Below are 14,936 nucleotides of genomic sequence, written 5' to 3' on the forward strand. Positions count from 1 at the left end.
CTATGAGGTTTAACTTCTGGTTAATAACCAATATACTGGGGCTGCTACTTGTTATCAATGGCATTTTCATGTTGTTATGCCTTCCTTTCTCCATATACTACAGAGAAGATATCTGGCATTTGGCCACCTCAGGAGCTGTTTCTATTGTAGTTGGCGCAATTACATGGCTTGGAACCAGAAATGAACAAAAGAAAGAGCTAAAGAAAAAGGATGGTTACCTTATCGTTACACTGGGGTGGTTGTGCATGTCGTGTTTTGGCGCTCTGCCATACATTTTATCCGGCACTATTCCTGACTTTACTAATGCATTCTTTGAAACCATATCCGGTTATACTACCACCGGAGCTTCGGTGATGACCGACATTGAAAGCGCCCCAAAAGGCATTCTATTTTGGAGGAGCCTTACACAGTGGATAGGTGGTATGGGTATCATAGTATTAGCCGTTGCCATTCTCCCCATATTAGGTATTGGAGGTATGCAGCTATTTGTGGCGGAAGCGCCGGGTATATCGCCAGACAAAATGAAACCCCGGATTAAAGAAGTTGCTAAGAGATTGTGGTTCATTTACCTTGGCCTGACCCTGATAGAAACCGTACTCCTTATGTTTGGAGGCATGACCTTCTATGATGCCCTCAACCACTCCCTTACCACTATGGCAACCGGGGGCTTTTCAACAAAAAATGCCAGCGTAGCATACTATGACTCTGCCTATATTCACTATGTGATCATCATTTTTATGTTCCTCGCGGGTACAAACTTCACCATTACTTATTTTGGTTTGAAAGGAAAATTCAGGAAAGTATGGGCCAATGAAGAGTTTAGAAATTACCTGCTTGTGGTTCTGTTGTTATCCATTTGCATATCCTTTTTTGTATTTTCATCCAAATGGGAAGGCTTTGAAAAGTCATTTCGAGACTCCCTTTTTCAGGTGGTTTCCATTATAACTACCACTGGTTATGTTACTGCCGACTATACAAAATGGGCACCATTCCTGACCATAGTTTTCTTTTTGCTCATGTTTGTGGGTGCCTCAACGGGCTCTACTGCCGGAGGTATCAAAGTGGTAAGGCATACACTACTTTTTAAAAATAGTTTCCTGGAAATGCGGAGACAGCTCCATCCTTCTGCAGTGATCCCTGTAAGGTTAAACGGAGCCGCTGTTAGCCGTAGTATTACTTACAATGTGCTTGCCTTCGTCATGATCTACATGTTGGTTTATGCCATAGGCGTATTCCTGCTGTCCTTCACCGGCGTAGAGTTTGATACTGCCCTGGGTGCAGTTGCCACCTCTCTGGGTAACATCGGCCCCGGATTAGGAGAGGTAGGCCCTGTAGACAATTTCAACAGTATCACTCCTTTTGGTAAATGGATACTTTCTTTTCTGATGCTGCTAGGCAGGCTTGAACTATTTACTGTATTGATGCTCTTCAATATGAATTTTTGGCAGAAGTATTGAATAGGGCACCAGTTTTCTACTTTTTTTGAGTTGATAGCTTCTGAATGTAATTGACAAATGGTTAGTTTTATAATACTCCCTTTCTATATTAACCAAATTTAACATACATTGATATATACATTCTTACCGGTACATTGACACCTCCACTTCTTCCTGCAGCCCAATTACTTATCTCCTCAATTGCTTCCTTTGTAATTTCAACATTGTCTGAATAACACATATTCCGTACATTTCCTTCTATATCAATAACAAATGAAAATACCACTCTTATACAGCCAACAAGTCTGTGTTTCGGTTTAACTTTCTCAGAGATATCCCTAAGGAATCCCTCCAAGCCTTCTTTATATTCAGGGGGACTTTCAACCACTGAATGAATCAACATGCCATCAATTGAATCCATTTCGCAGGGCTTCAACTCACTTTTGGTTTGAGCGTTTAGTGTAGTCAATGTAATCGCGAGTAAAACCAGTAAAGAAAATTTCATATGTTGAATGTAACTTATTACTAATAAACTAGTAGCACTCCCAGGTTATAATTTTCTTTAATTGTAAAAATAGGAACTCATACGATGTTATTTCACAGCAATATTCCAGAGAGTTAGACTAACACAAAGCAAAAAAGCGGATGTCTCTCGACACCCGCTTTCTTCTTTAATCCTATATATTATTTACTCTATCTTCTTCTTATCCAGGTCAATTACCACCGGAGATGCAATAAAGATCGAAGAATAAGTACCCACGATTATACCTACCAACAAGGCAAAAGAGAAGCCTCTCAATACCTCACCACCAAAGATGAACAGGATCAATACCACAATGAGGGTAGTGAAAGATGTCATCAGGGTTCTGTTCAGGGTAGTATTTATCGCTGAGTTAAATACTTTAATTCTGTCAGAGCTGGTTCCTAAATTCAGGTATTCACGAATCCTGTCAAATACTACCACGGTATCGTTAATGGAGTAACCAATAACGGTAAGCAGTGCTGCTACAAATACCTGATCTATTTCGAAACGGATACCAAACACGCCTGCAATGCCAAACATGGCAAATACAAACAATGTATCGTGAACAACAGCCACAATAGCTCCTGTACTGAACTGCCACTTTCTAAACCTGATCAAAATGTAAAGGAAGATAATTACAATAGAGAATATACCCGCCTCGTAGGACGAGCTCTTAATATCATCAGCTATGGTAGCTCCTACTTTTGATGATCCTGAAATGGTAAAGTGTTCTGCATCAACCTGAGAGCTGTTGGCCACGTATTTCTGACCTGTAAACGATTCAATACCGCTGATCACTGCATTTTTCACCTCCTCATCAGCAGTATCAGATTCATCATCTACCATATACGAGGTAGTCACCTTCATGATATTGTTGCTACCAAAGTTTTTAACCTCTGTACCGGCTCCTTCAAGTGATTCTGATAGTGCCAGTTTCATATCCGTGGCTGCTACCGGGCTCTGGAAGTTAACGATATACGAACGACCTCCTTTAAAGTCAACGCCCAAATTCAGTCCCTGTACTGCAACTATGGCCAAACCAATAACTATAATAGCTCCTGAGATAAGGTAGGCCAGCCTCCTTTTACCCATAAAGTCGATTCCAAAGTCAGCTAGCATGCTTTTAGACAATGGCGTTTTGAATGACACTTTACTTTCATCACCTTTTCTCACCATCCACTCGATGATAACTCTGGTAATGTATACCGCAGAGAAGAATGAACAGACTATACCTATCATCAGCGTAATCGCAAATCCTTTAACAGGACCTTGCCCCAACACATATAGAATAACAGCTGTAAGTAATGTGGTTACGTTAGCATCCACAATAGAGCTAAATGCTTTTTTGTATCCATCTGTGATGGCAGCCCGGAGTTTCACGCCATTGTTGAGCTCCTCCCTGATACGTTCAAAAATAAGAACGTTAGCATCTATCGACATACCAATAGTTAAGAGTATACCGGCCATACCTGGTAAGGTAAGTGAAGCGTTAAACTGCGCCAGGATACCCAAAATAAAGAATACGTTGAAAACCAAAGCAATATTGGCCACAAAGCCTCCTTTGGAATAGTATGCTATCATGAACAGCACCACTATTACCAAACCTGACACTATAGAGATTATACCCTGGTCACGAGCTATTTTCCCCAGTGTAGGTCCTACAATAGCTTCCTCAACTATTCGTGTAGGGGCAGGCAGAGAACCTGCTTTCAAAATGTTAGCTAAATCTTTAGCTTCCTCGATGCTAAAGTTACCTGAAATCTGAGAGCTACCATTCGGGATCTCTCCATTAACATAAGGTGCCGAATATACAAGGTTATCCAGTACAATGGCGATTCTTCCTTTTGGCGTCTGGTTAGCTGCGTCGGCAGTCATTTTAGCCCATACTCTGGTTCCTAGAGCATTCATTTGCATGCTTACCGCAGGCCGGCTGTACTGGTCAAGGTCCTGACGTGCATCAGTAATTACCTCACCGGTAAGTTTGGCATTGCCACCACGGCCTTTTCTTACAAAATATAACTGCAGGTATTCCTCACCTGTTTGTTCGTTTACAGTAGGCTTTACTTCCCATAGAGGTTTAACTGTTCTTGGGAGTATAGACTGCACATCTTCCCTTCTCAATATCTTTCCAATAATCGCCGTATCGCTAACATCATAAACCAATCCGTCACGGGCTTTGATCAGGGCAAATAATGGGGACACTTCATTGTTAACCAAAGAATCGAGTTGATCACCTGCAGTGGTGTCACCACTAAGTGCAGCGTCAAGATCGCTGCCTGTTTCATCTGTTGTGTCGGTATCAGCGGAAGAAAGTGCATCACCCAGCTCTTCTTCGCCTGCCGCTGCCTCTTCCTGTACTTCTGTTTTTAAGTCAGATGCATTAAGTTCTGTTTTAGCCTGCTGCTCTTTTACAAGCATATCATTTATAGCTACAAGAGAATTGTTAATCTCACTGAGTTCAGCTACTTCCCAGAATTCAAGTTTAGCCACTCCTTGCAGAAGTTTTCTTATCCTTTCGGGGTTATCAGCTCCGGGTATTTCTATTTGTATTCTTCCCGTGCCCTGCAGCCTTTGAATATTCGGCTGCGAAGTACCAAACTGGTCAATCCTTGTTCTTAAAATAATGAATGACCTGTCGATGGCATCCTCAATTTCCTTGGAGATAATTTCCATTACAGCATCATCACTGTCGCTTCTGCTGATTCTGCCACGATTGGCGGCAGTGGCAAAAATATCTGCTAAAGGCTTCTCCGTTGTTTCCTGATATGATTCGTAGAAAAGATCAGCAAATCTTTCCTGGCTGTTTCTCTGCTTTTCTCTCGCCTTTTCTATGGCAGTAAGGAAAGCCGGATCCTGGCTGTTTCCACTCAGGCCTTTGATGATATCAACAGGAGAGACTTCTAAAGTAACGTGCATCCCGCCCTGAAGATCCAGACCAAGGCTGAGCTCGGTATCTTTTACCTCTTTGTATGTAAACTCCGCACCAAACAGGTTGTAAACAGGTAAATTGTAAATAGAATCAAGGTATGCCTGTTTCTTGCTAAGATCAACGACTCCTGACTCGCCCGTTGCATAGTCTATGGCATCTTGCTGAATATTTCTCGCCACAAATGTGAACGACAGATAATAGACGCACAGCAACGTAATAATGATTGTTAAAAATACTACTGCACCTTTATTTCGCATTGTAATAAATATTTATAGTTAGGGTTTTAAAAATTAGGGGTCTCACATTACCGGTGAATGTAAGAGATAAACAGAAAGTGCGCCTCTAGTTTATGGGGCGTTTGGGGATATAATTAAACGAAAGAGTGTTTTAAAGAAAGTATCCAGCTCGACCTTTTGATCAAACTCAACTTGTATTTCGTCGCTATTCGCCAGTTGCAGTTCGGCGATAAAATGGAGCACTTGTGTAATGGTAAACTGCACCACGGTAGTTACGGCATCCTTGCTAATGGTCAGGATGTCTGGTTGCTGATCATCCGTAGTTTCATTGCCGATCTCCGTTTTAACGCCAACTTCAGCGTTTGCCATGTAATCATAGTAGAATGACTGTGATACGAGTATCACAACGGCGGCTACAATACCAATAACAATCCCAATGGTTTGCTTGTACTTTGATATGTAATATTGCTTGTTCATTCTTTTTCAGGACCCACAAAAGTAATGATTATACCTTATAAAACAAGAAGGAGTATTATTTATTCAGCCTTGATCTTAAAAAGCCCGAAAGGACCTTCAGCGCACTGTCAAAACTTTTGTTGTTTGGGATTATCAAGTCAGCCTCTTCCTTTAGAGGTTCCAGGTACCTTTCATAGGTTGGCATCACATGTTTTTCAAAGCGATAGAGTACATCATCAAGATCATATCCTCTTTCGACTTTATCTCTTACTATCCTTCGCTTAAGCTTCACATGATCTTTAGCAGAAATAAACAGCCTGAGATCAAGAAGTTCATTGATCTCTTTAAAGTGCATTACAAAGAGACCTTCAATCACTACGATCGGAGCAGCATCAAACTTAAGCATTTGCGCTACTACGTTGGGGTTGTTAAAAGTATATTCCAACCGTGAAAACCCTTCCCCAGCCTTTATTTTCCTTATATCAGCAGCAAAAGCTTTGTCATCAATAGATTGTGGGGTGTCAAAATTCTTTACACCGTTTTCATCAAGAGGTTGCTGATCGCGGGGTAAATAGTAGTTATCCTGAGAGATAAGACACACATCTTTTTTATCAAACTCGCGTAACAGGCTGTTTAAAAATAAAGTTTTACCTGAAGCACTCCCTCCCGTAATGCCTATAATAAACGGATCCACAAAATTAGTTTTTTATATGGGTTGATAAGTATTCAATAAGTTTTCTGATAGCTATGCCTCTATGGCTGATCAGGTTCTTTTCCTCAATATTCATTTGGGCAAAGGTTTTATCATAGCCTTTTGGTATAAAAACGGGGTCATAGCCAAAACCATCAGTCCCGATTCTTTCTTTTATTATTTCACCTCTCACGATACCTTCAAACTGCCTGACTTTGCCATTAAGGATAAGTGTAACCACCGTTCTAAATTGAGCCTTTCTGTTTTCGCTGCCTTCGAGATTCTTAAGGAGCAAATTGATATTGTCTTCGTTACTCCGTATCTCACCGGCATATCGGGCCGACCTGACTCCTGGTTCACCATCAAGGGCAAACACTTCCAGCCCTGTATCATCTGCAAAGCATGATACTTTGTAGTTTTTATAAACATAGTCAGCCTTCTGGTGAGAATTACCCTCAAGGGTCTTTTGATCCTCCCGCAGCTCTTCATCACAGCCTATATCCGCTAAACTCACCAGCCTTATATGGCTGGGGAGCAAGCGTTTAATTTCATTTATTTTGTTTGTGTTGTTTGTGGCAAAACAGATTTCCATATATGCTATTTTACCTCAATAAGGTCTACTTCAAATATCAGAGGCGTATTCGGCGGCACCGGGCCTTGCCCTGTTTTACCATAAGCATAATATGAAGGAATAAACAATGTACCTGAGGTTCCTTCGGAGAAAAATTGCAACCCTCTTTGGAAACCAGGAACAAGGCTACCTAAAGTAGTCTCTACAGAATCCCCCTGCTCAAAAACTTCATCAGATAAAAACCTGCCCTCATAGTTGAATATAATTACATCCGTAACCTGAGGGTGTTCACTTATCGTGTCATTTTTAATTACATAACGAAGCCCTGATGCTGAATCCACAAGAGCCTCTATGTTATTATCATCCAGGTATTGATCTATCAGCTCTATTTCCTTCTCAAACTGCTCCTGAACTGAAAGTCCTGACTCGTCATCGTTCGAACAACTGAATATGCCAGCAATTATCAGCAGGGAAACCAGGTATAATGAATATTTATTCATTGCCATAATTTAGTCTGCTACTTCAACCAGCTCCACATCAAACACAAGGATTGAATTAGCCACGATTTCCTCACTTCTCTGACGTGGACCATATGCCAATGGAGAAGGGATGTATAATGTTGCCTTACCACCTTCTTTAAGTAAAGCAATGCCCTCATCCCAACCTTTGATTACTCTACCCTGACCAAGTACAAACTCTAAAGGATCATATCCTCCTTGAGCTGCACGCTGCTCACTGTACAATTCTTTTTCCTTAGCTAACGTCTCATCGTTAGTATCAAACAAGGGTCCGTTTAACACATGTCCCGTATAGTTCACCTTTACAGTATCACCGGCAGAAGCCTGCTCTCCCGAACCTTCTTCTTTCATTACATAGAAAATTCCTGACTCAGTTCTTTTAGCCTCTATATTATTCTCTGTAAGGAATTTCTCAATGGCAGCCACATCAGTGGTTAGTTGTTGCTCAGCTTCCTCTTCACGCTTTTTCTGTTGTTTGGCCATCATTTCCTGTTGCCACGCCATAAACTCCTCCTGGTTAAGCACATTTTCTACGCCTACACTAAATGTTAGTGTTCCCTCTTGATTTATCTGAGGTGGTGCTTCAGACTTTACCGTATTTGCAAAAAAGTCTTTAATACTGATAGTGAATGTAACGCTATCTCCTTTTGAGAGTTCGTTGAAAATTTGCTCAATACTCCCCTCGCTGCTGCTCCACACAGAGTCATTTTTAGGCACCACTATCGGAATACCCTGCTCAGCAGTTGTCATCCATACAGAATCTTTGTCATCCTTGTATTCCATATTCATCAGCAGGTACTGGCCATCTTCGATCGGCTGACTATCACCTTCTTTTACCAAGGTATAGGTCATCCCGGAAGCAGTTTTCTTTTCTGAGTCATTGCATGATTGTAAAGCCACTACTACCAATAATGCCACTAAGGTTTTGAATGTATTAATCATTTAAGCGTAGGTTTTAATTTTTGTACTTAGTTCGTTTTTATATTCATTGAGAACATTCTCAAATTTTTTTACAGTTTCTTCAAGGCTAAGATCCGACTTACCACCTGAAGCATTCTTATGACCTCCACCCTCAAAGTGCTTTCTGGCGAATTCATTGACGGAGAAATCACCAATAGAACGGAAAGACATTTTTATGGCCTCAGTTCTGTCAATAATTACTGCTGCAAATTTTATCCCTTCGATGGACAACGCATAATTAACAAGTCCTTCAGTATCCCCGGTTTTGGAGTTGAACCTTTTCAGTTCATCCGCAGTAATTGCAAAGTAAGCTGTATTGAATTCGTCAAGTACTTTTAGCTTTTCATTTAATGCAAAGCCTAAAAACTTCACTTTGTCCAATGAATTAGTGTCATAGACGAGTTTCGATACTTTGGCGGTATCAGCACCAATATCTGCCAGCTCCGCACATACATTGAATACATTCTTTGTAGTATTTGGATGCTTAAAGCTACCGGTATCAGTCATTATTCCGGCATAAAGACTTTCTGCTATGTCTTTATCAATAAGTTGCTTATCACCCAGGTCACAAATCAGGTCGTACACAAGTTCGGCTGTAGCTGCAGCCTCAGTACTCCAGCATACAAAATTGGCAAAGTCTTCAGGTTCAAGATGGTGATCTATCAGCACTTTGACAGAAGCCGACTGCCGTACCATTTCACCTAATTCGTTAATTCTGTTCAGACTCGAAAAGTCCAGACAAAAAATCATATCAGCCTCAGTGATCAGCCTTCCTGATTTTTCTTCGTTGCCTTCATTAAATATAATGACCTCATCATTACCTTTCATCCAGGCCAGAAAGTTAGCATAATCAGTAGGTGTAATAACCGATACTTCATGTCCCTTCTTTCTCAAATACCCTGCTAATCCCAATGAGGACCCTAGTGCATCAGCATCAGGCTTATGATGGGTGGTTATCACCACTTTCTTTGGGCTACTGATGACCGTTTTAAAAGCTTCCAGATTCTGCATTCCTTCTAAATCCGCCCCCTTCTGACAAGAGGACTATATTTTTAATAAACGGCAAAATTGATAATAAAATCGGTCAAATACAAAATACCTATCCCGGATTATCGGAATGCATAACATTTACCACATTTAAGATCATTTAATAAGAAATATTCTACTACTTTTGCGGCAAATTCAAAATCAGAAGAAAATTATGGCTGGAAAAAGAACTTTTACAATGATAAAACCTGATGCCGTAGGTGCCGGCAACACTGGTGCTATCACTAAAATGATAGAAGAGGCAGGTTTTAAAATTGTAGCAATGAAAAAAACCTACATGTCAAAAGAAAGAGCGGGACAATTTTATGCCGTTCACAAAGAGCGTCCTTTTTATGAAGACCTTACTAACTATATGTCTTCTGGCCCTATAGTGCCTATGATCCTTGAAAAGGATAACGCTGTTGAAGATTTCAGAAAATTAATAGGAGCTACTAACCCCAAGGAAGCCGCTGAAGGTACTATCAGAAAATTATTTGCGGAATCAATCGAGGCAAATGCTATACATGGCTCTGACTCTGACGAAAACGCAACTATCGAAGGCAACTTCTTCTTTGCAGAGACAGAGAAGTTCTAAGCTTTCTAATTAGAAATAAATAAAGATGTCATCTCGCCGGTCAGATCCGGGCAAAATGACATCTTTTCTTTTTTATTTATTTCATCTCAAAATAGTTACTCGCAAAACATCTGCCTCCTTATCGTATGCCTGATGAACATTTTCAGGTTTAATTAAAAACGGCTCAATATTTAGAAGTTTTGCAACCTCCTGATCCAACCAAATTTCTCCGTTGATCCATATTTTTACCGGTGTAGGTGTAGGATCGAACCTATTGGGTTGAGGGTTTGGGTCACCTTTGAAAACCAGTGTTAAATCATATAGATTCGGTGAGAAAGCATAGACACCCTCAATGTTTTCTGAAAGATTAGGCTCAACTACATACAGCTCAATGTCTTCTTCAATGAGAACCGATTCAGGATGCTCCTTGAGATCAAAATCTTTAAGAAGTGAATTTAAGGAGCCATCAAAATTACCAGGGATTACCTGGATGATAGGCCTGTCATACTTAACCGGAAACTTAGCTACGGAAGCAAAAGCATTAAAAGTACCGTTTTTTTCATTGTAAATGACAGGATAAATACCTGCTGGCAAAACATTCCCAGCCAGACTATAATCACTTACTGTTTCATCATCCAATACCTCTGACGTACGCAAATGTAATGTCCCTTTTGTCAATGAATGCTTCCATTCCTCATAAAACTGCATCCCCAGAACATCACCATTGACAGGAAAATACGCAAGAGTAGTAGACGCATCAATTTGAATTTGCCCGGCATCCCGAAATGACTCAAAAATCTCTGGTGTCTCCCTGAACTTTTCATAAATAATCCAGGGATTTCGCCATTCAATCCCGCAGGGGATCAATGCACAGGGGTCGATCCAGGGCAGGCATTCAACGTAATAGCGGTTACATGCACCCCAATTATTATCACAAAAAATATGTAATGGCCCTCTTACGATTCTACCCGGCTCAACTACAGGAAAACAAATTCCTCTACCAAAACGGCCATTTTGCTTTGTTTTTGTATCGACCTGTTTTGGTACTGTTGGGATATCATTCTTACCCTGTTCACTTAATACTTCCTCCTGACACGATGTCATAAAGCAAACTGCCATTCCGATGGTTAGGATAGCAATCGGCAAATTAAAATTCATCTTAGGTTTTTTCATAACAATAGGTTTTTAATGGTTTCTACTTAGTGAAACCATCAAACCACAGGTTACCAACCTACAGAGTATTTTCACAAAAAATTGCTAAAATAAAGATAATCAGGAGGTTTTCCTTCTGCGTTTTTTAACAAAGGCAAGCGCTATCAAACCCACAAGTAAACTAAGTCCTATAACTATTTCTGTGAACCACGAACGGGAAACAATTGGCTGAGCATCGCCCATCAAAACAAAGGCCGACCAATAGTATGGATGAGAAAAGTATTTGTTTTTAGGATCATTAAGAAATGTAAGCTTGGCCCTCCTTAATGCTTCGCTTTTATTCATTCCTTTTTTCAGGTTATGGAAAAATTCATCCATAATACGGGCTGTGGATTTATCATTGACCTTCCATAAGCTCATAGCGACGCTTGGACACCCCGAATACTGAAACGCCCTCCCCAGACTCATAATGCCCTCTCCCCGGGCATATAAACCGGTACCCGTTTCACATGCACTTAACACCGTCAATCGGGCATTCAGGGATGTATTATAAAGCTCATACAGGTACAGTATATTATCTTCAGTCTCAATCTCCTCTGGCTGCCCTGATTGCGTGGCATTATAAAAATATAGTGCTGATGCCGATGGGTTCTTGTCGTCAACATTGGCGTGCAATGAAAGGTGCAATACTGAGGCTTGGGGAGAGTTCTTATAGAAGTTTTCTTCTGTTGCTAATCTGCCTGAAAAAATCTCTCCTCCCATATATTCATTGGCCTGCTTTACTTCCAGTTGATTAAACTTTAGGTTACTTAGCAAAGAAGTGTCTGCATCATAGCTCGGACTAAAACCTACATAATGTCTTGTATTCTTTTTGTTAACTATATTTTTCTTTTCATTTCGCAAGGTAGCCGAATAATCATAGGAAACACTAAATTTATTAATGATGAAATTCATTGAACCTTCAGCGATGTTGGGTTCAATTAAAACCTCAAAAGGTAAATATCCCAACAGGCCATCTGTCACTACAAACAAGCGGCCTTCTTCGGGGGGCAAAACTTCCTCTATAGGTTCTATTAAAATTGAATAAAGTTCTTCGCTTTTATTTTTATAAAGCTCCATATCGGAGTTAGTGGTTGCCGGTGCTTTTAACAAATTCAGAAAAGTGATAAGCTTGCTATGCAGCTGCTGATCAATGGAAATAACTTTAAGAGCAACTCGATTATGAGAAATAGCATAAGCATAAAGCTTCTCGTCTCCATAAAAATACTCTATCAAAACTTCATCCTCAGCTAACTCATTCCTGACATCCCGGATACTGATTGTATTTGATTTATACTTTATCTGATAATATTCGGGATATTCCTTTTCAAGATCCTGTATGAACTTTGTGTATCTTTCCTGGCTTTCAAGTAAATTTTTCTGTGCTCTTATCTTAAAATCTGCTTCTTCTGAGTCCAACAAAGCATGCTTCCAATAGTATATACGCCCTTTAAGTTGATTTTCATATTCCAGTATGTCTCTGGGAATGCCGGCAAAATCTTTAGATGATATGTCCTTTACAGCTTGGACCAACTGATTAGCCTTGCTTTTTTCGGCAAAATAAAAGGCTTTTTCAAAATGTTGCATGTCAGAGGTCAGCTGGTAGGCCTGAGTAGCCGCCTGTATGGCTTTCTCATAGGAAGTCAGCGTAACTGAAGAAAGGAATTGCCTGGAGTCGCCATCCTGAAAGCTTTTACCAATTTTATCAATTAGTTCAACTGCCAGTACATAAGTATCTATGGCAGCAAAGAGATTTTTTTGATTGTGAGGTTCGTGGATATACCATGCATAGAGTGCCTGGGCTTTAAGTAAGAGTACCTTGAGTACTTCACTTTCAAGCGTATGGTTATGTAAAGGTGGCAATGCATAGATATCGGCATAATCTGGAAACGTCTCCGTCAAGTGAAATAATGATTTTTGATAAGAGTATAATGCCTCATTCCAATCACCTTTCGCAGAAAAAGCTTTTCCCGCTTCATAGTGCCCTCTTGCAACAAGCCGGTTTTTTGGTTCAAAATTCTTCAGAGCTATATCTTGCCCCTCTTTAATTAGTCCAAGAGCAGTTGAATATTCATTTTTTTGTACATGAACATGAGCTGCCTCGTAAAGAAATTTTATCTGCTGCTCTGCATCAGCTCCCCGGCTTAAGGCCATCCCCTTATTTATGAATAGCAATGAACTATCGTAATCTTTGAGCACAACATACAGATCCGCCAACTGGGTGTATAGCTTTAAAAACAAATTATGCGTGCCAGCCTCATTCTCTTTGCTTTTAATTCTTTCAAGTGATCGATTTAGACTAACTTTTATCCCTTCATAAATTTCACTGTCTTTATATGACTGATTTTGTAAAAACCATATTTTGGATTTAACTGCCTCAATAAAAGATCGTTGATAATTATAATCCCTAACTGAGCTATAGGAAGGATAGCTTAATGGCAACACTCTCTCCGCCATATTTGCAAACTGCATTGCCTTTTCATAATCTGAATTAAATATTGCCAGCTGGCTAATATTCAATAGTCCGTTGAAGGTTTGTAACGAATCTGCAACCTGAAGAATATTTTTGTCGAAAATGGTTTTCTTAAAATTAACCTGGGCATTAAGGAAATCCCCCTGGTAGTAATAATACATGCCCTTCATATAAAATACTTCAGATATTAAATTATTATCAGGGTCTAAATCTCCCGGGTTATTGCCGTAATGCAAACACAGGCTGTCCGCTTTGTGCAAAAATCTATTTAGAGAGTCTATCATAAAATGATGCTCAGCTACGTAAGCCTTGTTTATCAGCGTATACAAAGCTTCTCTATTCCAGCCTTTATCGGTGGCTATACTATATAGATTATTAAGATGATAAAAAGCACTATCAGCATCTTCAAAATAAAACTGATCCATCATTAGATCAACCCGGCTCATAAAGTCCGACCTGTCCATCTGAGCTCGTGCAGATGTAAATATTATTAACATAAAAAGTCCGTACATGACGGACTTTTTATTGAAAAATATAATTTCCCACAAATTCAAAATCTAATTATTTAAACGTAAAGTGCCCCTTTGGAAATGGATCAGACTCCATAGTCAGGCTTAGCTGACCCTCCTTTTCTTTCGTAAAAGTGGTAATACTGACCACGAGTTCCTGTTCTGCCAATTCTTCCGCTACAATATTGTATTTAAAAGTAGCCTCACTCCTTTCTTTATCATATGATTCTAACTCTCCTTTAGCAAAAACCTCATTATTGTTACCGGCAATAGTTCTTATATAACTGATAGACTCGGCTGGGTTAGTAGTGAAAAATATTATTCTAAGTTCACGTGCATCTATTGGAGGGATACATCCAAATATTTTCCCACAAATTCTTCCGCCTCTAACTATTGAAAATAGTGCAGGATCAAGTCGTGGACAGTATTTCTGACATTGCGCTGAGCCCCCACAATCGCAATAGGGATCTTCATCAGTATTACATTCATCTTCAGCGGTACAATTATGTAAAAAAAGCTGATTAGTTTCCTTCTTTGGCTCTGGTTCACATCCTGCCAGAGCAAAAAGAAGAAAGAAAAGAAAATATAGTCGCATTGGTTAGTTGGTTTGGTTATATAAAAATAATTTATCGATTTGTCTAAAACAATTATTAAACCCACTTATCAAAGCTGGTAAACATAAAGCCACACCTAAAGCAGGTAACTTATACTGATTATATTCCGAGAATATCAGGATCTTTGTTGGTAGTTCCAACATACATAATTTATTTATTTTCCTCATAATATTTGATTTTTTACCTTTTGTGTGAACAAATTGAAATAGGTTACTATTTTTTATATTTA

The 14,936-nt window shown here is 39.7% G+C and carries 13 protein-coding genes; 2 read left to right on the plus strand and 11 right to left on the minus strand.

Annotated elements, in window-relative coordinates:
• Nucleotides 1-2 precede the first annotated feature (2 nt).
• Entirely contained in the window at nt 3-1,457 is a 1,455-nt protein-coding gene (locus LVD17_RS06115) for a TrkH family potassium uptake protein (RefSeq protein ID WP_233765441.1), read from the plus strand.
• Between the two features lie 88 nt (nt 1,458-1,545).
• Here LVD17_RS06115 and LVD17_RS06120 read toward each other — a convergent pair whose 3' ends face one another.
• The 8 genes from LVD17_RS06120 to LVD17_RS06155 form a co-directional block, all read right to left on the minus strand.
• A complete protein-coding gene (locus tag LVD17_RS06120) occupies nt 1,546-1,857 on the minus strand; it encodes a hypothetical protein (protein ID WP_233765442.1) in 312 nt (103 codons plus the stop codon).
• A gap of 267 nt (nt 1,858-2,124) precedes the next feature.
• A complete protein-coding gene (gene secDF / locus LVD17_RS06125; protein WP_233765443.1) occupies nt 2,125-5,145 on the minus strand; it encodes a protein translocase subunit SecDF in 3,021 nt (1,006 codons plus the stop codon).
• 90 nt (nt 5,146-5,235) lie between these two features.
• Nucleotides 5,236-5,601: a hypothetical protein gene (locus tag LVD17_RS06130; RefSeq protein WP_233765444.1), complete on the minus strand. Its 366-nt coding sequence runs from the start codon at nt 5,599-5,601 to the stop codon at nt 5,236-5,238.
• Between the two features lie 55 nt (nt 5,602-5,656).
• A complete protein-coding gene (locus LVD17_RS06135; RefSeq protein WP_233765446.1) occupies nt 5,657-6,274 on the minus strand; it encodes a uridine kinase family protein in 618 nt (205 codons plus the stop codon).
• A 4-nt stretch (nt 6,275-6,278) separates the two neighbouring features.
• Complete coding sequence (locus LVD17_RS06140) at nt 6,279-6,863, minus strand: non-canonical purine NTP diphosphatase (RefSeq protein WP_233765448.1); 585 nt, start codon at nt 6,861-6,863, stop codon at nt 6,279-6,281.
• Between the two features lie 5 nt (nt 6,864-6,868).
• Complete coding sequence (locus LVD17_RS06145) at nt 6,869-7,348, minus strand: FKBP-type peptidyl-prolyl cis-trans isomerase (RefSeq protein WP_233765449.1); 480 nt, start codon at nt 7,346-7,348, stop codon at nt 6,869-6,871.
• 3 nt (nt 7,349-7,351) lie between these two features.
• On the minus strand, nt 7,352-8,302 hold the full coding sequence (locus LVD17_RS06150; RefSeq protein ID WP_233765450.1) for an FKBP-type peptidyl-prolyl cis-trans isomerase: 951 nt from the start codon (nt 8,300-8,302) through the stop codon (nt 7,352-7,354).
• Entirely contained in the window at nt 8,303-9,331 is a 1,029-nt protein-coding gene (locus LVD17_RS06155; protein ID WP_233765451.1) for a DHH family phosphoesterase, read from the minus strand.
• Nucleotides 9,332-9,521: 190 nt separating this feature from the next.
• Between LVD17_RS06155 and LVD17_RS06160 the strand changes: the two genes are divergently transcribed.
• Nucleotides 9,522-9,941, plus strand: a complete 420-nt coding sequence (locus LVD17_RS06160) for a nucleoside-diphosphate kinase (protein ID WP_233765452.1) — start codon at nt 9,522-9,524, stop codon at nt 9,939-9,941.
• Nucleotides 9,942-10,022: 81 nt separating this feature from the next.
• Here LVD17_RS06160 and LVD17_RS06165 read toward each other — a convergent pair whose 3' ends face one another.
• The 3 genes from LVD17_RS06165 to LVD17_RS06175 all read right to left on the minus strand — a co-directional run bounded on the left by LVD17_RS06165 (nt 10,023) and on the right by LVD17_RS06175 (nt 14,688).
• On the minus strand, nt 10,023-11,093 hold the full coding sequence (locus LVD17_RS06165) for a hypothetical protein (protein WP_233765454.1): 1,071 nt from the start codon (nt 11,091-11,093) through the stop codon (nt 10,023-10,025).
• A gap of 99 nt (nt 11,094-11,192) precedes the next feature.
• Nucleotides 11,193-14,096 carry a CHAT domain-containing protein gene (locus LVD17_RS06170; protein ID WP_233765456.1) on the minus strand — a complete coding sequence of 968 codons (2,904 nt, stop codon included), beginning with the start codon at nt 14,094-14,096 and terminating at the stop codon, nt 11,193-11,195.
• 49 nt (nt 14,097-14,145) lie between these two features.
• Complete coding sequence (locus LVD17_RS06175) at nt 14,146-14,688, minus strand: hypothetical protein (RefSeq protein WP_233765457.1); 543 nt, start codon at nt 14,686-14,688, stop codon at nt 14,146-14,148.
• Nucleotides 14,689-14,936: the final 248 nt, after the last annotated feature.

Origin of the sequence: Fulvivirga ulvae (assembly GCF_021389975.1) — a bacterium.
Lineage (GTDB): Bacteria > Bacteroidota > Bacteroidia > Cytophagales > Cyclobacteriaceae > Fulvivirga > Fulvivirga ulvae.

Bases quoted from the DNA above. Each gene is read 5' to 3' on its own strand.
- LVD17_RS06175 (WP_233765457.1), bottom strand. From the start codon at position 14,688: ATGCGACTATATTTTCTTTTCTTTCTTCTTTTTGCTCTGGCAGGATGT.
- LVD17_RS06165 (WP_233765454.1), bottom strand. From the start codon at position 11,093: ATGAAAAAACCTAAGATGAATTTTAATTTGCCGATTGCTATCCTAACC.
- secDF (WP_233765443.1), bottom strand. From the start codon at position 5,145: ATGCGAAATAAAGGTGCAGTAGTATTTTTAACAATCATTATTACGTTG.
- LVD17_RS06155 (WP_233765451.1), bottom strand. From the start codon at position 9,331: ATGCAGAATCTGGAAGCTTTTAAAACGGTCATCAGTAGCCCAAAGAAA.
- LVD17_RS06120 (WP_233765442.1), bottom strand. From the start codon at position 1,857: ATGGATTCAATTGATGGCATGTTGATTCATTCAGTGGTTGAAAGTCCC.
- LVD17_RS06160 (WP_233765452.1), top strand. From the start codon at position 9,522: ATGGCTGGAAAAAGAACTTTTACAATGATAAAACCTGATGCCGTAGGT.
- LVD17_RS06150 (WP_233765450.1), bottom strand. From the start codon at position 8,302: ATGATTAATACATTCAAAACCTTAGTGGCATTATTGGTAGTAGTGGCT.
- LVD17_RS06115 (WP_233765441.1), top strand. From the start codon at position 3: ATGAGGTTTAACTTCTGGTTAATAACCAATATACTGGGGCTGCTACTT.
- LVD17_RS06145 (WP_233765449.1), bottom strand. From the start codon at position 7,348: ATGGCAATGAATAAATATTCATTATACCTGGTTTCCCTGCTGATAATT.
- LVD17_RS06170 (WP_233765456.1), bottom strand. From the start codon at position 14,096: ATGTACGGACTTTTTATGTTAATAATATTTACATCTGCACGAGCTCAG.
- LVD17_RS06140 (WP_233765448.1), bottom strand. From the start codon at position 6,863: ATGGAAATCTGTTTTGCCACAAACAACACAAACAAAATAAATGAAATT.
- LVD17_RS06130 (WP_233765444.1), bottom strand. From the start codon at position 5,601: ATGAACAAGCAATATTACATATCAAAGTACAAGCAAACCATTGGGATT.